The 22,046-nt window shown below is 44.0% G+C and carries 24 protein-coding genes; 19 read left to right on the top strand and 5 right to left on the bottom strand.

The window, feature by feature from the left end:
- Window positions 1–6: 6 nt before the first annotated feature.
- The 12 genes from C1E58_RS09315 to C1E58_RS09260 all read left to right on the top strand — a co-directional run bounded on the left by C1E58_RS09315 (window position 7) and on the right by C1E58_RS09260 (window position 10,519).
- Window positions 7–807 carry an SDR family oxidoreductase gene (locus tag C1E58_RS09315; RefSeq protein ID WP_105210159.1) on the top strand — a complete coding sequence of 267 codons (801 nt, stop codon included), beginning with the start codon at window positions 7–9 and terminating at the stop codon, window positions 805–807.
- Window positions 808–816: 9 nt separating this feature from the next.
- Window positions 817–2,646 carry a BglG family transcription antiterminator gene (locus C1E58_RS09310; protein ID WP_105210149.1) on the top strand — a complete coding sequence of 610 codons (1,830 nt, stop codon included), beginning with the start codon at window positions 817–819 and terminating at the stop codon, window positions 2,644–2,646.
- 21 nt (window positions 2,647–2,667) lie between these two features.
- On the top strand, window positions 2,668–3,144 hold the full coding sequence (locus tag C1E58_RS09305) for a transcriptional regulator GutM (protein WP_044775974.1): 477 nt from the start codon (window positions 2,668–2,670) through the stop codon (window positions 3,142–3,144).
- Window positions 3,145–3,162: 18 nt separating this feature from the next.
- Complete coding sequence (locus tag C1E58_RS09300; protein WP_105210148.1) at window positions 3,163–3,702, top strand: PTS glucitol/sorbitol transporter subunit IIC; 540 nt, start codon at window positions 3,163–3,165, stop codon at window positions 3,700–3,702.
- Window positions 3,703–3,720: 18 nt separating this feature from the next.
- Complete coding sequence (locus tag C1E58_RS09295; protein ID WP_105210147.1) at window positions 3,721–4,710, top strand: PTS glucitol/sorbitol transporter subunit IIB; 990 nt, start codon at window positions 3,721–3,723, stop codon at window positions 4,708–4,710.
- Between the two features lie 35 nt (window positions 4,711–4,745).
- Window positions 4,746–5,111 carry a PTS glucitol/sorbitol transporter subunit IIA gene (locus tag C1E58_RS09290; RefSeq protein WP_105210146.1) on the top strand — a complete coding sequence of 122 codons (366 nt, stop codon included), beginning with the start codon at window positions 4,746–4,748 and terminating at the stop codon, window positions 5,109–5,111.
- Window positions 5,112–5,185: 74 nt separating this feature from the next.
- Window positions 5,186–5,926 carry a metallophosphoesterase gene (locus tag C1E58_RS09285; RefSeq protein WP_105210145.1) on the top strand — a complete coding sequence of 247 codons (741 nt, stop codon included), beginning with the start codon at window positions 5,186–5,188 and terminating at the stop codon, window positions 5,924–5,926.
- Between the two features lie 113 nt (window positions 5,927–6,039).
- Window positions 6,040–6,738: a 2,3,4,5-tetrahydropyridine-2,6-dicarboxylate N-acetyltransferase gene (gene dapD / locus C1E58_RS09280; RefSeq protein WP_024376132.1), complete on the top strand. Its 699-nt coding sequence runs from the start codon at window positions 6,040–6,042 to the stop codon at window positions 6,736–6,738.
- Between the two features lie 9 nt (window positions 6,739–6,747).
- Window positions 6,748–7,875, top strand: a complete 1,128-nt coding sequence (locus C1E58_RS09275; RefSeq protein ID WP_105210144.1) for an N-acetyldiaminopimelate deacetylase — start codon at window positions 6,748–6,750, stop codon at window positions 7,873–7,875.
- Window positions 7,876–7,916: 41 nt separating this feature from the next.
- Entirely contained in the window at window positions 7,917–8,459 is a 543-nt protein-coding gene (locus tag C1E58_RS09270; RefSeq protein ID WP_105210143.1) for a 5-formyltetrahydrofolate cyclo-ligase, read from the top strand.
- Complete coding sequence (locus C1E58_RS09265) at window positions 8,443–9,120, top strand: rhomboid family intramembrane serine protease (protein WP_105210142.1); 678 nt, start codon at window positions 8,443–8,445, stop codon at window positions 9,118–9,120. The genes C1E58_RS09270 and C1E58_RS09265 overlap by 17 nt, the downstream gene beginning before the upstream one ends.
- Before the next feature lie 154 nt (window positions 9,121–9,274).
- Window positions 9,275–10,519, top strand: a complete 1,245-nt coding sequence (locus C1E58_RS09260; protein WP_105210141.1) for an ISL3 family transposase — start codon at window positions 9,275–9,277, stop codon at window positions 10,517–10,519.
- Window positions 10,520–10,557: 38 nt separating this feature from the next.
- On the opposite strand, the gene galU is transcribed toward C1E58_RS09260, so the two are convergent.
- Both galU and C1E58_RS09250 read right to left on the bottom strand, forming a co-directional pair.
- Window positions 10,558–11,463, bottom strand: coding sequence for a UTP--glucose-1-phosphate uridylyltransferase GalU (galU, locus tag C1E58_RS09255; RefSeq protein WP_105210140.1), 906 nt, complete (start codon window positions 11,461–11,463; stop codon window positions 10,558–10,560).
- Between the two features lie 37 nt (window positions 11,464–11,500).
- Window positions 11,501–12,517, bottom strand: a complete 1,017-nt coding sequence (locus tag C1E58_RS09250; protein ID WP_105210139.1) for an NAD(P)H-dependent glycerol-3-phosphate dehydrogenase — start codon at window positions 12,515–12,517, stop codon at window positions 11,501–11,503.
- A 223-nt stretch (window positions 12,518–12,740) separates the two neighbouring features.
- On the opposite strand from C1E58_RS09250, the gene C1E58_RS09245 reads away from it, so the two are divergent.
- From C1E58_RS09245 to C1E58_RS09235, 3 genes are read left to right on the top strand one after another with little or no spacing between them, the layout of a single operon-like run.
- Window positions 12,741–13,178, top strand: a complete 438-nt coding sequence (locus tag C1E58_RS09245) for a MarR family winged helix-turn-helix transcriptional regulator (RefSeq protein ID WP_105210138.1) — start codon at window positions 12,741–12,743, stop codon at window positions 13,176–13,178.
- Window positions 13,171–14,877 (top strand): ABC transporter ATP-binding protein, encoded by a 1,707-nt coding sequence (locus tag C1E58_RS09240; RefSeq protein WP_105210137.1) that lies wholly within the window; start codon window positions 13,171–13,173, stop codon window positions 14,875–14,877. The genes C1E58_RS09245 and C1E58_RS09240 overlap by 8 nt, the downstream gene beginning before the upstream one ends.
- Entirely contained in the window at window positions 14,878–16,662 is a 1,785-nt protein-coding gene (locus C1E58_RS09235; protein WP_105210136.1) for an ABC transporter ATP-binding protein, read from the top strand.
- A gap of 88 nt (window positions 16,663–16,750) precedes the next feature.
- Here the strand turns inward: C1E58_RS09235 and C1E58_RS09230 are convergent, their stop codons facing one another.
- The 3 genes from C1E58_RS09230 to C1E58_RS09220 form a co-directional block, all read right to left on the bottom strand.
- Window positions 16,751–17,545: a formate/nitrite transporter family protein gene (locus C1E58_RS09230; protein ID WP_105159328.1), complete on the bottom strand. Its 795-nt coding sequence runs from the start codon at window positions 17,543–17,545 to the stop codon at window positions 16,751–16,753.
- An 80-nt stretch (window positions 17,546–17,625) separates the two neighbouring features.
- Window positions 17,626–18,846, bottom strand: a complete 1,221-nt coding sequence (locus tag C1E58_RS09225) for an NAD(P)H-dependent oxidoreductase (RefSeq protein ID WP_269088933.1) — start codon at window positions 18,844–18,846, stop codon at window positions 17,626–17,628.
- A gap of 29 nt (window positions 18,847–18,875) precedes the next feature.
- Window positions 18,876–19,478, bottom strand: a complete 603-nt coding sequence (locus C1E58_RS09220; protein WP_105113405.1) for an NADPH-dependent FMN reductase — start codon at window positions 19,476–19,478, stop codon at window positions 18,876–18,878.
- A 126-nt stretch (window positions 19,479–19,604) separates the two neighbouring features.
- On the opposite strand from C1E58_RS09220, the gene C1E58_RS09215 reads away from it, so the two are divergent.
- The 4 genes from C1E58_RS09215 (at window position 19,605) to C1E58_RS12230 (ending at window position 22,044) form a co-directional block, all read left to right on the top strand.
- Entirely contained in the window at window positions 19,605–19,964 is a 360-nt protein-coding gene (locus C1E58_RS09215; protein WP_105096537.1) for a YbaN family protein, read from the top strand.
- A gap of 243 nt (window positions 19,965–20,207) precedes the next feature.
- Window positions 20,208–20,696, top strand: coding sequence for a hypothetical protein (locus C1E58_RS12420; protein WP_238142265.1), 489 nt, complete (start codon window positions 20,208–20,210; stop codon window positions 20,694–20,696).
- A 42-nt stretch (window positions 20,697–20,738) separates the two neighbouring features.
- On the top strand, window positions 20,739–21,470 hold the full coding sequence (locus tag C1E58_RS12415) for a S41 family peptidase (protein ID WP_238142264.1): 732 nt from the start codon (window positions 20,739–20,741) through the stop codon (window positions 21,468–21,470).
- 49 nt (window positions 21,471–21,519) lie between these two features.
- Window positions 21,520–22,044: a hypothetical protein gene (locus tag C1E58_RS12230; protein ID WP_153055832.1), complete on the top strand. Its 525-nt coding sequence runs from the start codon at window positions 21,520–21,522 to the stop codon at window positions 22,042–22,044.
- Window positions 22,045–22,046 lie beyond the last annotated feature (2 nt).

Raw genomic sequence — 22,046 nt, 5'->3', positions numbered from 1 at the left:
ATGATGATGTCAGATTGGTTGAATATTCGTGATAAGGTTTATGTTGTTACGGGGGGAAGTTCAGGTATTGGTCTAGCTATCGTAGAAGGATTGCTAAAGCAGGGAGCCAAGGTTGCTAACTTGGATATTCGAGATTCGGAGGTATCCCACGAGCGACTACTTTTTGTGGAAACAAATGTAGCTAGTCATCAGGCTGTAAAAGAGGCAGTTGCAGCAGTCGTAGAACATTTTGGAACCATTGATGGTCTGGTCAATAATGCGGGAATCAACATTCCAAGCTTGTTGGTCGATACAAAGGAAGAAGCCGGCCAGCATGAACTAGATGAGGCTAAGTTTGATAAGATGATAAATATCAATTTCAAAGGTTTGTTCTTCGTATCCCAAGAAGTTGCTCGTATTTTGGCAGCTAAGGGTTCAGGCGTTATCATTAATATGGCTTCTGAAGCAGGTCTAGAAGGTAGTGAGGGACAGAGTGTCTATGCAGCGACCAAAGGAGCAGTTTATTCGCTGACTCGGTCTTGGTCCAAGGAATTGGCCAAGCATGGTATCCGTGTGGTAGGAATTGCACCGGGTATCATGGAAGCAACTGGTCTGCGCACGCTAGCCTACGAAGAAGCACTAGCCTACACACGTGGAAAAACAGTTGACGAATTGCGTGCAGGGTACGGAAATACCAGCACTATTCCACTAGGACGTAGTGGTCGTTTGAGTGAGGTAGCGGACTTGGTTTGCTACTACTTGTCAGATAGGGCCAGCTACATTACCGGTGTGACGACCAACGTGGCAGGCGGAAAAACCAGAGGTTAGGAAAGAGAAATGAGTTTAGAGCTAAACAAAAAAGCCTTATTGTATTACTTATCATCTCACGCCAGCGTCAGTTACGATAGCTTGGAAGAGAGATTGAATCTATCTAGGCATTCTTTAAAATTGTTGATAGAGGGGCTTTTGTATAGCTACGACCATATCTTTTCCATTCAAGAAAAAGGTGGAAAATTAAGTCTGCATATCGTTGATGAGGAAGCTTTCAAGATTTTGGTGACAGAGGATTTACTACTGTCAACAGATTTGAATTCCTTTCATAAGCGGCAGGCAATTTTCTTCCAAACCTTATTAGAAATAGATGATTTTATTTCAGCCGATATCATTGCAGAGGAGTTAGGCATCAGCAGGCGAAGCCTCAGCCGTGATATCAATCGGATGAAGGAAGTTTTGCTGAGTTATCAGTTGGAATTGGAGTCCAAGTCCGGTGTCGGTATCAAAATCGTTGGGACAGAGTTGAACAAACGCTTGCTCTATCTCTATGAAGTCATGGACTATGTGGAGCATGAAGTAGAGTTACCTCAAGAATTGTTGGCAACCTATGCGGATTTTATGGATAACCACCGCTTTCCGCTAGATGTGGAGCGGACCTTCCTATCTACTCTGAAATTGACCATTCTTCGAAAAGAGAAGGCTGTCGGAGAAGAGGGCTTGTTATGGTTTACTAGCCAAGATAAGCTGGACTTGCCGTCTATCTTCTATGATATTCTGGCTTACTTCTTAGGACGAGAAATCAGCAGAGCAGAAAAAGCCTTTCTAACCTTTCCTATGCAGATTGGCTTATTGGCTTCAGAGATTGGACGACCAGATATTCTGGCAATGGCCGAAGAAGTCTTGGGGTTAACAGTCCAAGAATTTGGAATTAGCTTGGACATCGAAGAAAGTGCTCTTATTCTGCAACGTCACTTGGTCTATATGCTCAATCGAAGTGTGATGAAATGGCAGTTCACAGAGATTAGCCTACGTGAACAACTGATTCAAAGTTCCTTCTCCAAGGTGGTTTCTCAATTTTTCGTCGAGCGTGTCATGGAACGGACAGGTCTAACAATCTCGGACAAGGAAGTTGTCCTATTAGCTGCCTGGATGGAGTTGTTACTGGCTCGTAAGAGCAAGCCTTTGATTGCCAAGGTAGCTGTCATCACACAGTCGGGTCAGTCCTTCAGTTACTTGGTGGACAATCAGATTCGCCAGGTTTTCAATAACGAAGTGCAGTTGGATTTCTTGGACTTTGCCAATCATCCGCCGTATGAGGAACTGAATCGGACCTATGACCTTATCTTCACAGACAATCTCTTGTACAGCCAGGAACTCTTTCAGCCCTTCTTGTCCTTGTCTTTGGTAACCAAGGAAAATCAAGCAGAGAGGGAAGCCCTAGAACGGACGGTACTGGGGCGTAAAATCCAGATGCACTGTCAAGTGGAGCTAGCTCGGTTTGATGAAAATAAAAGTTATGAAGACAATCAGAAGGCCTTACTGGCTCAACTGGTAGCTAAGCAAGTAATTGGACAAGAAGCAGCAGATAAGTTGCAGAAGAAGGAAAAGGAACGTCCAGCGATTTCTGAAGATGGCTATGCTTATCCACATTTGACAGATGCAAGTTTAGAGCAGATTATACTGGTGGTGCCTGTTCAAGACAGTTTGCACTTATCCAGTCAAACTGGACTAACAGTTCAAGATTTCGTTCTGATTTTTGTTCCGTCAGAATTGGATGAGTTTAATCAAGATTTACTATTTAATATTTTTGACAATACCTTCCGTATGGGTAAGCGGTTGCACATCAAAGAACGACTAGGAATTGATCAGCGGTCAGATGAATTGACCTTGTAAGGTGGAAGAATAGGAGGAAAAATGGATTCTATTTATATCTTGGGAGCGGTGGTGATTCTTGCCTATATCTTGCAAATCATTTTCGGGCTCAAACAGCTGAAACATTTTAATACGACCTATTCTGAATTGCGTAAAAAGGGCCGTGTGGCCATCGGACGTCGAGCGGGGAAAATCAAGGCTGGGACGATTGTCATGTTTGCAGTAGATCAGTCGGGGAAGGTCCTAGATGCTAGACGGATGCAAGGAGTAACCGTTGCGGCACGTTTTAAGACTATGCCAGACTATATCGGTCAGGATATTCACTACTTCGACACCTACAATCCACTGATTAGAAAGGAGAACAAGCTCTTGCAGATTGCGATTGAGGATGCCAGAGAAGTTTTTCTCAGGACAGAAGCTGGGAATTACGAGGATGTTCCGAAGTTCGCACCCGTGTTGAATGTGGGCAATCAATTAAAACTCTTGTCCACTCGTCTTAAGTTACAGTTCAAAAAATAAAAAACAAAGGAGTTTATTATGGACTATATTGTAAAATTTGCCGAAGGCTTTATGAATCTCTTCAAGCTGGGCGGAGAAACCTTTATCAGCTGGATGACTGGTATCGTACCTGTTGTCCTCATGCTCTTGGTAGCCATGAATACCTTGATTGCCCTTTTGGGTGAAGAACGGGTCAACAAGCTGGCACAGGCTTCTGCTAAAAACCCTATTAGTCGCTATATGATTTTGCCATTCGTGTCAGCCTTTATCTTAGGAAATCCGATGGCTATCAGTATGGGACGTTTCTTACCAGAATACTATAAACCAGGATTTGTTGCAGCACAGATGCAATTCTGTCATACGTCAAATGGTGTTTTCCCGCACATCAACCCAGGTGAATTGTTTGTCTGGATGGGGATTGCCTCAGGTGTCCAAGCACTTGGTTTGAATACCATGGACTTGGCGATTCGTTACCTCTTGGTTGGTTTGGTGATGAACTTTGTAGGTGGTTGGGTCACAGACTTTACAACAGCTTACGTTTCCAAACAACAAGGTATCACACTCAGCAAGACACTTTGATAGAAAGAGGATATTCCTATGGCATACAAAAGCATAAAAGTTGTAAAAGGTAGCGGTGGTTTCGGTGGCCCTCTGGTCATCACTCCGACAGAAGAAAAACACAAGTTTATCTATATTACAGGTGGCGGCGAAAAGCCAGCCATTGTCGATAAAATCGCAGAATTAACAGGTATGGAAGCGGTCAATGGTTTCAAGACTTCTATTCCAGATGAAGAAATTGCTCTTGCTATTGTCGATTGTGGTGGAACCCTGCGTTGTGGTATTTATCCTAAAAAAGGCATTCCAACGATTAATGTGATTCCAACCGGTAAGAGCGGTCCCTTGGCCCAGTACATCACAGAGGACATCTATGTTTCAAACGTTGGTGTGGAGCAGATTAGCTTGGCAGACGGCTCAGAAGCCGCTGTAGCAACAAGCGTGGCAACCGAGAAGAAACCGACTTATGATACCAGCAAAAAAATCACCGAACAACGTGCAGAATCTAGCTTGATTGCTCGGATTGGTATGGGAGCTGGTAAGGTGGTTGCGACCTTTAACCAAGCGGCTCGCGAAGCTATTCAAACCATGTTGAACACCATTATTCCATTCATGGCCTTTGTATCTCTCTTGATAGGGATTATCCAAGGCTCTGGTGTCGGAAACTGGTTGGCAAAACTCATGGTGCCACTGGCTGGTAATGTATGGGGCTTGATTCTGATTGGTTTCATTTGCTCTCTGCCATTCCTTTCTCCACTCTTGGGCCCAGGTGCTGTTATCAGTCAAATCATTGGTACCTTAATTGGTGTGGAAATTGGCAAGGGTAACATTCCGCCACAAATGGCTCTCCCAGCCCTCTTTGCTATCAATACGCAAAATGGTTGTGACTTTATTCCGGTAGCCCTTGGTTTATCAGAAGCAGAATCTGAAACAGTTGAAGTTGGTGTACCAGCGGTACTCTACTCACGTTTTTTGAACGGTGTCCCACGTGTCATCGTCGCTTGGTTGGCAAGTTTTGGTTTGTACAGCTAAGCAAAAATTTTTATTGAATAGGATAGGATAGAAGAATGACAAAAATTTTTGAAGCAACTATTGTAAGTATCGGAGCCCAAGCTCCAGAAATGATTGCAGAGGCGAACATGCTGATTTTGTTTGGCATGGAAGCACCAATCGATTTGGCAGATTACTGCTACAAGATTAGCAACAAGGATTTGTCAGGTTCTATCCAAGTTGGTGGGCGCTTGGTCATTGACGGTGTGGAGTATCCCATTACAGCAGTTGGTTCTGTCGTAGAGCAAAACCTTTCAGCTCTAGGTCATATCACCATTGCATTTGATGGCTCGACAGAAGGGACCTTACCTGGAACTCTTCATGTTTCTACAGCCATTTCCCCAGTTGTACAGTTGAATAGCTTGGTTCAAATATTTGCTTGAATGACTTAAAAAGAAAAACTGATCGGAAAACGGTCAGTTTTTCTTTCCATTAGAAATATGGTAGAATATTTTCTATGAAAAAAGAATTTTTTGTAGTAGGAGATGTTCATGGTAAGTTTGAACTCCTGCTTGATATTTTAAAGAAATGGAATGAAGAGCGACAACAGCTGATTTTTCTGGGTGACTTGATTGATCGCGGGGAAAATTCCAAAGCTTGTTTGGAATTGGTCTGGAGCTTGGTGCGGGAAAAGGGCGCGATTTGCTTAACGGGCAATCATGAACGGATGTTTCTGGCTTGGTTACGTGATCCGGTTGACCGCTATGACCACTATCGGAGAAATGGTGGCGATACGACGATTAACTCTCTTCTTGGTCGTCCCTTGGATGCTCCTGTAGATGGATTGGTAGATGCTAATGCAGTGATGGAACAATATGGGGACCTGATTGATTTTGTCACATCTTGTCCCTATCATCTGGAAACAGAAGGATATATCTTTGTACATGCTGGTGTGGACTTGACCTTACCGGACTGGCGCGAAACCAGCAATCATGATAAAGTCTGGCTTAGAACTCCTTTCCATGAGGCTGAAAATACCACAGGGAAGATGATTGTCTTTGGGCATACTCCTGTTTATAACCTCTATCAAACAAAGCTCCGCATTAGCCAAATCTGGACCAGTTCAGATGGGAAAATGGGGATTGATGGTGGAGCTGTTTACGGCGGAGTTCTCCACGGAATTGTACTAGATGACACAGGTTTAGTTCAAGATTATATCGTTGGGGCTGTTAATCCCAGAAAAGAAATTGAAGATTAAAATAATACATGAAAATTAGGAGGTAGAACTTCTAATTTTTTTGTTTTTCATCATCAAATTTTCAGAAAATTTTGATATAATAGTAAAAATATTATTTTTAGATTGGAATCATTATGACTGCACAAAAAATGACTGCACAAGAAATCATTGCTTTTATCGGTAATGCTGTGAAAAAGACAACTGTTAAAGTGACCTTTGAAGGAGAATTGGCAGGTCCTGTTCCTGCTGAAGTGACAAAGCTTGGCAATGTCCTCTTCGGTGACTGGAAGGACGTTGAGCCACTCTTGGCAAACTTGACTGAAAATGTGGACTACGTTGTAGAACAAGACGGCCGCAATTCAGCTGTGCCTTTGCTTGACAAACGTAACATTAACGCTCGTATCGAGCCAGGTGCCATTATTCGTGACCAAGTGACCATCGGCGACAATGCTGTTATCATGATGGGAGCGGTGATCAACATCGGTGCGGAAATCGGTCCAGGTACCATGATCGACATGGGTGCGATTTTGGGCGGACGTGCGACGGTTGGTAAAAACAGCCACATCGGTGCTGGTGCGGTCCTTGCGGGTGTCATCGAGCCAGCGTCTGCCGAGCCAGTTCGCGTTGGTGACAATGTCTTGGTCGGTGCCAATGCTGTTGTCATCGAGGGTGTGCAAATCGGTAGCGGCTCTGTTGTGGCAGCCGGTGCTATTGTAACTCAAGACGTCCCTGAAAACGTCGTGGTGGCAGGTGTACCAGCCCGCATCATCAAGGAAATCGACGCTCAAACCCAACAAAAAACAGCCTTGGAAGAGGCTTTGCGGACACTCTAAGAGGTAGCTATGCTAGATTTGATTGCGACACGCCGGGCCCTCCACCAGATTCCAGAGCTGGGCATGGAGGAGTTCAAGACCCACGCCTTTCTTATGGAAACTATTGAAGGTTTACTGCAAGATTGTACCTTTGCCCAAGTCCGCACTTGGAAGACAGGTATCCTAGTCTATCTGACAGGTTCTGCTCCTGAAAAAACGATTGGCTGGCGGGCGGATATTGACGGTCTTCCGATCGTGGAAGAAACGGACCTGGACTTCAAGTCCCTCCACCCAGACAGGATGCACGCCTGCGGACATGATTTCCACATGACCATTGCCTTGGGGCTTTTGGAGAAAATGGCAGAGCAGCAACCAAGAAACAACCTTCTCTTCCTCTTTCAGCCTGCGGAGGAAAATCTAGCAGGTGGCATGCTCATGTATGAAGCGGGAGCTTTTGGAGATTGGTTGCCAGATGAATTTTATGGGCTCCATGTCCGACCGGACCTAAAAGTCGGTCAAATGGCCACCAACCGTGCGACCCTTTTTGCTGGGACCTGTGAAGTCAAGATACGGTTTACAGGAAAAGGTGGCCACGCAGCATTTCCCCATACCGCTAATGACGCCTTGGTGGCAGCCAGCTACTTTGTGACTCAGGTGCAGTCGGTGGTCAGCCGTAACGTTGATCCGATTGAGGGGGCTGTGGTAACCTTCGGCTCCATGCACGCGGGCACGACCAATAATGTCATTGCGGAAACTGCCTTCTTGCATGGCACCATTCGGGCTTTGACCCAGAGTATGAGCCTATTGGTGCAAAAACGGGTGCGGGAAGTGGCAGAGGGAATTGCCCTGTCCTTTGGAGTGGACCTGGACATCGAGCTTAATCCAAGCGGCTATCTGCCTGTGGAAAATAATCCTCAATTGGCGGATGAACTCATGACCTACTTTGGTGGTCTTGATGGTGTAGAGATGATTGACTGTCCACCTGCCATGACGGGTGAGGACTTTGGCTACCTGCTCAATAAGGTGCCGGGTGTTATGTTTTGGTTGGGTGTGGATACGCCTTATCCCCTTCACAATCCTCGTCTCAGCCCCAAAGAGGAAGTGCTTCCCTTTGCTGTGGATAAGTTGAGCGATTTTTTGAAAATGAAAGCAAACTAGACTGGGTTTTCCAGTCTTTTTCTGAAAGAAAAGGAGTTTCTGTGGATAAATCCAGTATTCGACGAGAAGCCTTGCAGAGCTTGAAAGGATTGACAAGCAGTCAGAGAGCCAAGTGGAGCCAGCAGCTAACGGAACGCCTCCTTGCTTCTGCGGCCTATCAGAGCGCAAAGTCGCTTGGTACCTACCTTTCCATGCCCCATGAGTTTGATACCTCTTACTTGATTGAACAGGCTCAAAAGGATGGAAAGCAGATTTTCATCCCTAAGACCTATTCACAAGGGCGCATGGATTTTGTAGAATATAATCCTGATGATTTGGTGAAATCTAGGTTTGGAGTTTGGGAACCTGGGACTTATTCACAGCCTGTGGATAAGTCTGTGGTTAAGTTGATCCATGTGCCCGGTTTAGCTTGGAACCATGCGGGTTTTCGAGTGGGCTATGGAGGTGGTTTTTATGATCGCTACCTAGCAGATTATCAGGGGAAAACGGTATCGACCTTGGCAGACTTTCAAGTCTATGATTTCGAACCAGATGTATTTGATATTCCAGTAAAGGAGTTGTTGATTTTTGAAGAACTTTTTTGATAAGCGCTACCCTGTGACCAATGCCTTGTTGGCGGTTACGGCTCTTGTTTTTCTTTTGATACAGATATTTCGCTTTGGGCAGACGACGGCAGCCTATACGATTTTTGAGTTTGGTGGCATGTATGGCCAAGTGGTACGTTATGATCCAACTCAGTTGTGGCGCTTGATTTCCCCCATCTTTGTCCACATTGGTTGGGAACATTTTATCTTTAACAGCATTACCTTGCTTGGTTTGGGTTATCAATTAGAAGGACTATTTGGAGCACGGCGCTTCTTTCTCCTCTATCTCTTGTCTGGGATAATGGGAAATCTCTTCGTCCTCTTCTTTACACCAGACGTAGTTGGGGCAGGTGCATCGACCTCTCTCTTTGGTCTTTTTGCAGCTATGGCACTCTTGAGGAAATTTAGCCGCAGCCCCTATCTGCAAGTTCTTGGTCAACGCTACATGGTTCTTTTGGGGCTCAACCTAGTTCTAGGTCTTTTCAATCCAACCATTAGCATGGCTGGGCATATTGGAGGAGCTGTTGGAGGTTGCTTGGTTGTGATGTTCCTTCCGCCTCTTGTAGAAAAAGATCTTTTTACAGGAAAACAGATCTTCTACAGTTTCATTGGTTATCTGGGTCTGATCGCCCTATTATTAGGTATATTTTATGTGATATAAGAAAAAACTAGCGGTTGCTAGTTTTTTACGGCTCTATAATTTCTGTAGTGGGTAAATCCACTGTAGAGTTTATGGAGCCATTTTAAGTGTAGAAAAAAAGTCCCATATGACCTATAATGAAAAGCGACTAAACAACTCATTAGAAAGGGTTCATATGGAACAGCTTTATCATACCACAGAACTAATCGGAATCAAAGACAAAAACATCAAAATTCTCTTCGTTTTAAAACATCAGACCCATCTGGAAATTCGGGCAAGGCTGGATTATGACAGCCCTAGCTGTCCTCATTGCCAAGGGAAGTGTATCAAGTACGATTTTCAAAAGTCGTCAAAGATTCCGATTTTGGATTGCCAGGGCTTTCCGACCCTCCTCTTGCTTAAGAAACGACGGTTTCAATGCAAATCTTGCCAAAAAGTGACTGTAGCTGAGACAGCTCTAGTCAAGAAAAACTGTCAGATTTCCCAACCTATTTGGGACAAAGTGACACAACTCCATACAGAAAACATGACCAATATAGCCATCGCTAGGAGATTACATATCTCCGTATCGGTCGTCCAGAGGAAACTGGCTCAGTTTCAATTTGAGCATGATTTTACGACATTACCAAAAGTCTTGAGCTGGGATGAATTTAGTCGGAACAAGGGAAAACTCGCCTTTATTGCTCAGGATTTTGAGACGAGACACATTGTGACCATTCTAGAGAATAACCGCCAAGCAACCATAAAGAACTATTTCTACAAGTATCCTAGGGCGGTTAGAGAGACTGTCAAAGTCGTGACGGTAGACATGTCGGGGAGCTATATTCCTATCATCAAACAGTTATTTCCAAATGCGAAAATTGTTCTTGATAGATTTCGCATTATCCAACACCTCAGCTGTGCTATGATGACGACTAGAATTGATATTATGAAGACTTTCGATACGCGTTCCCTACCTTATCGATCCATGAAAAATCACTGGCGTATTCTCCAAAAAGATAGTCGAAAACTGTCTCTGAATCGCTTCTTTTCTCGCACTTTTGGGCAAACAGTAACACCGAGAGAGGTTGTCCAGAAGACATTGAAGTTCTCTAAGGAACTGAAATTCTATTACGAACTCTATCAGATCCTTCTCTTCCATTTCCAAGAGATGAACTCGAAATATTTCTTCGAGCTTCTGGAAGACAATTTGGATCTTGTCAATCCTGTTTTTAAAACTTTTCTAAAGTATAAAACGTACATCACGAACGCCATGGAGCTTCCATATTCCAACGCTAAGCTGGAAGCGACCAATAAACTCATCAAAGACATCAAGAGGCAAGCGTTCGGCTTTAGGAACTTTACGGACTTTAAAACCAAGATATATATTGCTTTAAACATCAAAAATGAGAGAACGAATTTCGTCCTCTCTAGGTGTTAGCTTTTCGTCTACCCACTACAGTTGACAAAGAGCCTTTTTTACTTTTCTTCTTCAGTTTGGAATTGTTTAGCAAGGTCGATGATGTAGTCTTTCACATCATCTTTGACTTGTGGGTGGGTCAAGGCGTAGTCAATCGATGTTTTCATAAAGCCAAATTTATCTCCGACATCGTAGCGTTTTCCCGTGAATTCACGAGCAAATACACGCTGGGTTTTGTTGAGGGTGTCAATGGCATCTGTCAACTGAATTTCGTTGCCTGCACCTGGTTCTTGATTTTCTAATATTTTGAAGATTTCAGGAGTTAGCAAGTAGCGCCCGATAATGGCCAAATCAGACGGTGCATCTTCTGGTTTTGGTTTTTCCACAAAGGTTTCCACACTGTATAGGCCGTTGATACCTTCTCCATGCGGGGCAATGACACCGTATGAAGAAACTTCCTCATGAGGGACTGGCATAACTGCAAGTGTTGACGCATGGGTCGCTTCGTAGTCCTCAATCAGTTGTTTAGTGATTGGTTTAACGGTATCGTCTGTGATATCCATGAGGTCATCGCCCAACATAACAACGAACGGCTCGTTTCCAACAAAGGCCTTGGCCTGCAAGACTGCGTCCCCCAACCCTTTGGGATAGCTTTGGCGAATGAAGTGTAGGCGAATGGCTGTCGCATCATCAACCAATTTCAAGAGATCATTTTTTCCTTTTTCTTTGAGGTTGTACTCCAATTCAAAGTTTGAGTCGAAGTGGTCTTCGATGGAACGTTTGGATTTATTGGTTACAACCAAGATATCCTCAATACCTGATTTAAGGGCTTCTTCAAAGATAAATTGAAGGGTTGGCTTATCCACAATCGGCAACATCTCTTTGGCAAGCGCCTTAGTAGCAGGTAGGAAACGAGTCCCTAATCCAGCTGCTGGGATGACAGCTTTTCTAACTTTTTTTGTCATGGTGCAATCTCCTTATATTTGTATAATAACTATTTTATTAAGACCATTCATTCTCATGGCGGAATTCGCCGGACATGATATCTTTGATAGCGTCCTGGATGCTAGTTCCTTGGTAAATGACGCTGTAGATGGCTTGAGTGATTGGCATATAAACGCCCAATTCTTGTGCTAATTCGTAGGCTGCCTTGGTGGTAGAAATCCCTTCGATGACCATGCCCATGTTGGCTTCGATATCTTCCAGTTTTTCACCCTTGCCAAGCAAATCACCAGCCCGCCAGTTCCGTGAGTGAACGGATGTACCTGTAACAATCAAGTCACCGACACCGGACAGACCACTGTAAGTCAAGGGATTGGCCCCCATGGCAACTCCAAGGCGTGTAATTTCAGTCAAGCCACGGGCGATAATAGCTGCCTTGGCATTATCGCCAAATCCAAGACCGTGAAGGGCACCTGCACCAACAGCGATGATGTTTTTTAGAGCACCGGCCGTTTCTACCCCAATCACATCATTGTTGGTATAGAGGCGGAAGTAGTGGTTGCTGAAGAGGTTTTGGACATAGCTGGCTGTTTCCAAGTCTTTGGAGGCCGCTGAAATCAAGGTCAAGTCACGGACAATGGTTTCTTCTGCATGGCTTGGTCCAGAAACCACAACGATTTCTGAACGGAGATCTGCAGGAATTTCTTCTTCCAAGACTTCAGATAAGCGTTTGTGGCTATCTGGTTCCAACCCTTTGGAAGCATGCATGACAACAACCTTGTGTTTAAGGGCTTGAGCAACTTGTTTGGCAACCAGGCGGGTCACCTTGGTTGGAACAACAAAGAGAACAGCGTCAACTCCATCTAGAGTTTCCGCCAAATCCTTGTAACCTTTGATATTTTCGTCTAAGACAATGTCCTTGAAGTAGCGGGTATTGGTATGCTGTTCATTGATTTCGTCAATCTGTTCGGGAATATTTCCCCAAATGCGGACAGTATGACCGTTATCGTTGAGAACCTGAGCCAGGGCAGTCCCCCATGAACCAGGTCCCAAGATAGCAATAGTTTGTTTGGTCATAGAAAATCCTTTCTAGTTGAGTTAATTTATTTACTATTATACCATAAGCAAAAAATAAAAGCTTGCAAGTCATGCCCAATATTACTGTAAGGAAAAAAATATCAGTAGGTACCGGTTTGAAAATCTGTGTCATTTTCAGAAAATTGGAGATGAAATCATTGACAATAGTTCCTAAGAGAACTATAATAGTTCTCATGATAATTATTCTAGGAAAGGAGTTATCGTGGGACATACTATTGCAGATTTTCGGAACTTGCTCAATCAGATTGAACAAATCAGTGAAACCATTGCTAAAGAATACGATGTGGAGCACCTGGCTGGTCCACAGGGCTGGGCCTTGCGTTTCATCGCGGAACGGTCAGACCTTGAAACCTTTGTCAAAGACATTGAAGCGGAGTTAAAGATTTCCAAATCGGTTGCCAGTAATTTGGTCAAGAGAATGGAGAAAAATGACTTTATTCAGGTCTTGCCTTCTCAACTAGACAAACGCTATAAGCAGTTGGTTTTGACGGAGAAAGGACAGAGTAAGATCTGTCACCTAAAAGAAATGCACCATTCTCTATTTTGGGGTATTCAAAAAGAAGAATTTGATTTGGTTAGACAAGTAGCCAATCAATTAAAAGAAAATATTCAACACTATAAGGAGAAGAAACATGTTTAAAGAAGCCATTTTACGCTATAAATGGTACGCCTTAGCATCGGTCTTGCTGACGTCGATTGTCGTAGCAACGACCTTAATGCAACCTAGTTATCTGCAGGATGTCTTGACAGCAGTCTTGGCCAATGATAAGGATGAAATTGTTCGTGTGGGTAAATTACTGCTGATTATTGCTGGAATTGGTCTTTTGGCAGGGCTTGTCAATACCATTTCAGCAGCTAAGATTTCTCAGGGAGTATCTGCGGATATTCGTGAGAAGACCTTTCGGAAGATCCAAAGCTTCTCTTATGCCAATATCGAAGAGTTTAACGCCGGGAACTTGGTTGTTCGGATGACTAACGATGTCAATCAAATCCAGAACCTTGTCATGATGCTCTTCACAGTATTGATGCGGGTTCCATTGCTGTTTGTCGGAGCCTTTATCATGGCGGTGCGGACCATGCCAGCACTCTGGTGGATGATTATTCTCATGGTGGTCTTGATTATGGCCATTATGGCAGTTGTCATGGGACAGATGGGACCACGTTTTGGGATATTCCAGTCCCTCATGGACAAGATGAACAGCATTGCCAAGGAAAATTTGCGTGGAATCCGTGTGGTCAAGTCTTTTGTTCAGGAGAAAAATCAATACGCTAAATTCAAGGAGGTATCCAACGAACTCTTGGACCTCAATCTCTTTATCGGCTATGGTTTTGCTATCTTGCAACCCTTGATGATGTTTATCTCTTACATGGCGATTTTTGCATCGCTTTACTTGGTGTCTGGGATGTTGAAAACCAACATGGAAGCAGTTGGTGGCTTTACTTCCTTTATGAGCTACCTCATGCAAATCATGTTTGCCATCATCATGACTAGCTTCATGGGCATGCAGGCTTCTCGTGCTGCCATTTCTATTAAGCGGATCAGCGAGGTCTTGGATACGGAGCCTGCTATGACCTTTAAGGATGTGGCGGATGAAGAATTGACTGGTAAGATTGTCTTTGACAATGTTAGCTTCACCTATCCACATGATACAGAGCCGACTTTGAAAAATATCTCCTTTGAGATTGAGCCAGGGCAAATGGTCGGTGTGGTTGGTGCAACAGGTGCGGGTAAATCCACTCTTGCTCAACTGATTCCGCGTTTGTTTGACCCGCAAGAAGGAACGGTGTCTATCGGTGGTCGGGACTTGAGAGAAGTCAGCAAGAACACCCTGCGTGATACGGTATCGATTGTCTTGCAAAAGGCTATTCTCTTCTCGGGAACCATTGCAGACAACCTGCGTCAAGGGGCACCTGGTGCTGATTTGCAACGTTTGGAGCGGGCCGCAGGTATTGCACAAGCCAAAGAATTTATCGACCGTTTGGATGACACTTACGAAAGTCAGGTGGAGGAGCGTGGAAATAACTTCTCTGGTGGTCAGAAGCAGCGGATGTCCATTGCTCGTGGGGTGATTGGCGAGCCTAAGGTTTTGGTCTTGGATGACTCGACTTCTGCCCTGGATGCCAAGTCTGAGAAACTAGTCCAAGAGGCTCTCAATCATGATTTGAAGGGGACAACCACTGTCATTGTTGCCCAGAAGATTTCTTCTGTTGTCAAAGCTGATAAGATTTTGGTTCTTGACGAAGGTCGTCTGATCGGCCAAGGTACCCACGCCGAGCTGGTAGCGACAAACGACGTTTACCGTGAAATTTACGAAACACAGAAAGGAAAGGAAGAATAAATGAAGACTTTACGTTTTTTCTGGTTTTATTTTAAACGCTATAAGCTGTCCTTTGCTGTGATTTTTCTAGCCATTGTGACGGCGACTTATTTGCAGGTTAAGACACCTGTTTTCCTGGGTAATGCGATTGCAGAGATGGGGAAAATTGGTCAGGCTTATTTTGCTTCGGTGCAAATGGGGCAGTCAGATTTCAAGCCTGACCTAGCTGATTTTAATGGGGTTATGCTCAATCTCTTGTTGGCCTATGTGGCGACTGTGGTATCAACCTTGATTTATACCCTCCTTTTTACGCGTATCGTGGCTCATTCGACCAACCGGATGCGCAAGGGCTTGTTTGGCAAGTTGGAACGCTTGACAGTTGCCTTCTTTGACAGCCACAAGGATGGGGATATTCTTTCTCGTTTTACCAGTGATTTGGACAATATCCAAAATGCTTTTAACCAGTCCTTGACTCAGGTAGTGACCAATATCGCTCTTTACATCGGTATGGTTATCATGATGTTCCGCCAGGATACTCGCTTGGCTCTGGTAACTATCGCATCTACGCCAGTTGCCTTGATTGTCCTAGTGATTATCATTCGCCTGTCACGGAAATATACCGACAAGCAGCAGGCAGCGGTGTCTAAACTCAATGCCTACATGGATGAGAAGATTTCAGGACAAAAAGCGATTATTGTACAGGGTGTGCAGGAAGAGACGATTGATGGTTTCTTGGAGCTCAATGAAGAAGTTCGTCGCACAACTTTCAAGGGACGTTTGTTTAGTGGGATTCTCTTTCCATTTATGAACGGAATGAGCTTGGTAAATACTGCCATTGTTATCTTTGCAGGCTCCAGCATTGTCCTAAATGATAGCTCGCTGGAAACAGCTGCCGCACTTGGTCTGGTCGTGACTTTTGTTCAGTATTCGCAACAGTATTACCAGCCTATCATGCAGATTGCATCTAGCTGGGCAGAATTGCAGTTGGCTTTCACAGGTGCTCATCGTATTCAGGAAATGTTTGATGAGCCTGAGGAAGTCCGCCCTCAAAACGCTCCGCTATTTACCGAATTAAAAGAAGGTGTTGAAATCAAGGACATCGACTTTGGCTACCTGCCAGGTCAGAAGGTCTTGGACAAGGTATCCATTTCAGCTCCTAAGGGCAAAATGGTGGCGGTCGTTGGTCCGACGGGGTCTGGTAAGACTACCATTATGAACTTGATCAACCGCTTCTACGATGTCAATGGTGGTAGCGTGGCCTTTGACGGTCGCGATATTCGGGAATATGATTTGGATAGTTTGCGGGATAAGGTCGGTATTGTCTTGCAGGAGTCAGTCCTCTTCTCTGGTACCATTGCGGACAATATCCGCTTTGGCGATGAGAGCATTTCGCAGGAAATGGTGGAAACCGCAGCTCGTGCCACCCATATCCATGACTTTATCATGAGCTTGCCAGAGGGTTATGAAACCTATGTGACCGATGATGAGAATGTCTTCTCCACAGGTCAGAAACAGCTGATTTCCATTGCCCGTACGCTCTTGACAGATCCGCAGGTCTTGATTTTGGACGAAGCAACGTCAAACGTTGATACCGTAACGGAAGCCAAAATCCAAAAGGCCATGGAGGCTATTATCGCAGGACGGACCAGCTTCGTCATTGCCCACCGCCTCAAAACCATTCTCAATGCGGATGAAATCATCGTCCTTAAAGACGGAAAAGTTATCGAGCAGGGCAATCACAGCCAGCTCCTCAAACTCAACGGCTTCTACGCCGAACTCTACCACAACCAGTTTGTGTTTGAATAATGTATAAAAAAATAAACAGCCAAGATAAGCAGACCACAATCCTTAAACGTTTAGGATGTGGTTTATCTTGGCTGTTTTTGTGGTAGGCTTATTGTTCAATGTGGTTGGTTTTGGTTTGATTGAGCCAAGCGTAGGCGATACCGATAAAGAGACCGGCTCCGAGCCAATTTCCAAAAAAGACCACAATCCATTGACGAAGGATATTGATCATATTGAAGGCTTCGACATTGCTTCGAGTAGCGTTAAAAGCTAGGAGCATGAAAGATGCGAAATTGGCGACCAGATGCTCATTGATGAGGAAAACGAACATAAAAATGGAGGAAATGATGACAAAGAACTTAGCAGACTGTTCCTTGATGAGCATGAAGCCAAGGATTGCCATATTTACAAACATATTAGCCGTGATCCCTTCAATAAAATTACTCCAGTCAGATTTTCCAAGTTTGATGGTAACGGCATTGACGACAAAGCTCTTATCAGAGAGATTGAGGTAGGAGAAGGACTGATTGAAGAGCCAGGCTAGAATAGTAGCGCCTACAAAGTTAAAGAAAGTACAGTATAGCAGCATCAGTGTCACTTTTTTCCAGCTAATTTGCTTATAGTAGGCACCAGTTGTGAGATACATCATGTTAGATGTGGCTAATTCACCACCAAAAAGAAGAACAAAAACCAGCCCAATAGCAAAGATGAAGGTAAAGACAAAGCGCGACAAACTTGGAAATTGACTGGCAATAACGTCTGCTCCGATAATACCGACAGCTGTTGACATAGTCAGGTAGGCTCCTGCATACATAGAACGCAAGGCATAGCGGCCTAGACTTTCGTCAAAAAGGGCTTCTTTTTTTGAAACTGCAGCTGAAATTTTTTCTTGAAATGGGGACATAGGAACTCCTTGTGAAATCATGATCAATGTTTTGTTTGAAAAATATAGTGGGAAGAGTTCTTCCCACTATATGTAAACGATTAGTGAGCGGATGCACCAGAATCTGCATCTGTCGGTGTGGAAGTAGCAGGGGCGCTACCAGCATCTGATGCACCAGAGGTTGCGTCAACATGTGCAGGAGCTGCGGCAGTTCCCGAACCACCAACTAAGCGTTGACCAGTAGCTTCAAGATACCAATCTAGCCATGGTTTGAAATTAAAGATAATTTCATTGATACCAGCGTAGGATCCGTCAGGATAGTACATAGCTTGGTAGTTGTGGGTATTGATAATTTCAGCAGGGGTACCGGGTACAATGGTACGAACATATTCCTGGTTACCATTACGCAAGCTACCGACAACCCATTCAACATTCTTCATGCGGGCAGGGGGTAGCGTACCGTGGACAGTTGACAGGCGATTTCCTACTTGAGCAAGTACCCGTTTACCCAACATGGTATTTGGCTCCTGGTGCTTGTTGTTGTAGTAGAGGAATTGGTTATTATCATCTGCATAGGTCAATTCAAATGGCATCGCATTGAGGAACATATTGAGTTGGTCTACGGTGAGGAGACCGTTGTCCAATTTCACATAGGTATTTCCCTCAACGGCATTGACCTGTTTGGCAGCTTTTTCCAACCAGTCTGGATCATCTGGATCGATGCCGTGGATGGTCGTCGCAATCGGCTTTCCACAGTCCAAATCTTCTGGTGCGATTGGTTTTGGTTTTTTCAATTTGGATACAACACCGACATACTTGATAAAGTTGTCTAGACAGCTTTCTAAGAATTTCACGGTGCCTTCATTGATGATATTACCCTTATCGTCAAAAGCTTCTTTGGCCTTACCAAGGAGGAATTCATTACCTGGTAGTGTGTAAGCATTGACACCTGGTGCATCTAAAATTTTCCGTAGGTGAACTTGGGCACGAGAAGTTCCTTGATCGTAGTAAGATGCCCCGATAATCATAACTGGTTTATTTTCGAATGGGTGCAAATTAAAGCTGAGCCATTCCAGAGTACTCTTAAGGGCAGGGGTAATGGTATGATTGTGCTCAGGGGTAGCAATAATGACCCCGTCAGCACGGGTGATTTTGTTGTAAAGGTATTGAATTGCAAAACAATCAGACTGGTCTTCGTCCTGATTGAACATTGGAACATCTTTGATTTCCAAAAGTTCTAGTTCAAACTTCACTTTAAAGTGGCGTTGAATGAATTGCAATAGCATGCGGTTATAAGATTGATCTGCATTTGATCCAACGATTCAGACAAATTTCATAGTATATTCCTCTCTTACAGATTTTCCCAATCGAAGTTTTCAGCTTCTTTTTGGAGTAATTTTTTTGCGTTAGACAGCTTGCTAGTCATGGTGACAAAGAGGCGGAAGTCATCAAAGATGGCATCCAGTTTTTGACTAGTTTCTAAATCAACGAGCTCCCCATTGGCATCAAAGGCTTGCAAGGAATGTGACAATAAAAATTCATCTGGCAAGACAGTGGCCTTGAGTTCAGGAGCGTTGAGAATTTGACGTAGCTGTAGTTGGGCACGCGAGGAACCAAGTGTTCCATAAGAAGCACCAGTAATCATAACTGGTTTGTTTAATAGTGGATAGACACCGTATGATACCCAAGCAAGGGCATTCATAAGGACAGCTGGAATAGAGTGGTCATATTCGGGAGTTCCGATGATGACTCCGTCAGCAGCCTCAATTTTTGCGACCAATTCTTTGACAATTTCTGGTAATTCTCGATTGGCTGGTTTATTGAAGATTGGAAGTTCCTTGATTTCAACCAGTTCGATATCTGCCTTATCAGCGAAGTGTTGTTCAATGTACTGCAAGAGTTTGCGGTTGGTTGAGCGAGCGGAGTTTGTTCCGACCAGTCCTAGAAGTTTCATAGCGTCTTCTCTCTTTCCTAAATTTGGTACCTTTATCATACCCTTTTATCCAATAGAATGCAAGCGTTTCCTGAAAATGTGATAAAATTGTTCAAAAATTCACGAGTTTTTTGGTATAATGTTAGTATGCAGAGAATATTCTATTTAGTAGTTGGTTTTGTTAGTTTGATGGTTGGTGTCATTGGGATTGTTTTGCCGATAGTTCCGACAACCCCTTTTTTACTTTTAGCTGGTTTTTGCTTTGCGAGAAGTTCAAAAAGGTTTGAAAAATGGCTACGCAATACAAAAATTTATCAATTTTACGTAGCTGATTATGTTGAGACCAAATCCATTTCCCGTAAACGAAAAAAGCAAATCATCTGGCAAATTTACTTACTCATGGCAATTTCTATCTGGCTGGCTCCTATTTTATTGGTCAAAATAGGACTGGGACTATTAACAATCTTCATCACTTACTATTTGTTTTGGGTCATACCGGAGAAATAAAGTCAGATTTGAGGGTTGAACATCGTCCTCAAGGATGGAAAAGTGATTGAGCAAGGCAACCACAGCCAGCTCCTTAAGCTCAACGGATTCTACGCCGAACTCTACCACAACCAGTTTGTGTTTGAATAGGGAAGATAGAAAAAGGTCTCAACAGGCCTTTTTTTGTTTCTGACTTTTCCAGTCTTGACATCAGCCTGGCGACAGATTATACTGAAATAAACTTATTTTTTGAAGGAACTACTTATGACTCAATTAGAAATATTTGATACGATTGTAGGCATCATGCAGGAAGATTCGTCTACTAAAAAGGACAAAAAGGGGGCAGATCCGACTCCTTATCGTGACCAGTTACTGAAAGACTTGCCCAAAGAAGACTTTATCTATCTGGTTCGGAATTACTTAGCTAGCTTTGGTGTGCTGGGTCATATCTGGTACCATTCCCCTGCCGCACCAAGATTGGGTGCCTTCCTGCGTCGGCATGAAGATTCCCTCTATGTGCTAGACAGTGATAGTGGCAACGGTCTTGAGGTGGGCGACCGCATTATCGCCATAGGTGGTCAACCTCTTGACCAAGTTTATCAGGAGCACCAAGCCTTTTTTGTCAGTCCGACGCCTGAGCGACAGTACATGGAGTGGGCTTATTTGGTCAAAAAAGCAGAGCAGGTCAGTCTTTTTCGTAATGGTCAGTTCTTGCAAGTAGAGATTGGAGATTGTCAAGATTCAGCAGAGTAGGGAGCATTTGCTTGGAACTGGCTAGACGACCATACTCTCTATATGAAAATGGAGAACTTTTATGACGAAGAGAAAATTGGACAGCTCTATACCCAGATAGAGCCTCTGTTGCCCATGGTAAAAAACTTGATTATTGATGTCCGTGTCAACAGTGGTGGCAGTGATTCACTCTATTGGCCCTTGCTCAAATATGCCTTGCCAGCAGGGAAATCCTACAAAGATATGGTGACGGATGAGGCAGGCATGGAGATTCTCTATACACCGACAAATGTTGCTCACCGACGTAAGTTGTTCGAGCAGGATTTGCGGGATCCTCATCTTTCAGCAGAAAGTCGAGCCTTTACAGAAAGTTTGTTGGCAGACTTGGAAGTACATCAGGGTGCTGGCTTTGTCTGTGCAGATGACGAGGAAGATTACTTGGCAGAATATAAAGGACTTGAAGGTGGACCGAATAAGATTTATATCCTGTCAGATGTTCGTTGTGCCTCTTCAGGAGATAATTTTGTCCAAACCTTTAAACCACTTCCAAAAGTCACAGTGGTTGGGCGGGCGACCTTGGGTATCTTAGATTATTCCAACTGCTGTTTTGCAGAATTTGGCGACGATTACCTGATGTATCCGACCTCACGCAGTTTGGAAATTGACAAGGGAAATGGGATGACAGATAGAGGCGTTGAGCCAGATATTTACATTCCCTGGACACCTGAGCATTTGGAAAGAGATGTAGACTTGGACTATGTTTTGAAACTAATTCAAACCAGCGAGATCTTCTAGTTTACTAGTAGGTCTTTGCTTTACCCTGTATTTCCTGTATAATAGACCTATGAAAAGACAGAGCCTTCGAGTTGAATTGTTTCCCCTGAAAAAAGAAGAAATCCTTGCCTACTTAGATGACAAGGGGATTTTGGTAAATGATTATTTCAAGACCTACCTAGCCCAGTCTGCATATCAAGTAGTGGAGGAGCAGCAAGAGTGTTTGGTTGAGATTGTCAGCCTGGTTGATATGGGGTTTGATAGGGAAGCAACTGCTCCTCAGATAGAGGAGAGAGCCGTGGAGATGGGTTATCAACTACCACCAGCTCATCTGGGAGTTTATCTTCGCCTTACCTTGTTGGAACAGAAAGTCAGTCAATATACCATACTCTCTCAAGGAAAATCACCAGACGGAGCTATTTGTTTGCTGTCGCCTCAGTTGGAGAAAGAGTTTACCTTCCCTCGTAGTGTCTATCTTCGCAAGGTTGACCAAGACTTGTGGCTACGTGCAGCCCGCTTTGATGACGAGTATGCCTTCCCCTTAACAACACTTTTTGCATTTGTGACGAAAAATGCGAATGAACAATATGAGTAAAA

Source organism: Streptococcus suis, from assembly GCF_002964575.1.
GTDB lineage: Bacteria > Bacillota > Bacilli > Lactobacillales > Streptococcaceae > Streptococcus > Streptococcus suis_R.
This window is presented reverse-complemented; position numbering and strand designations above follow the sequence as displayed.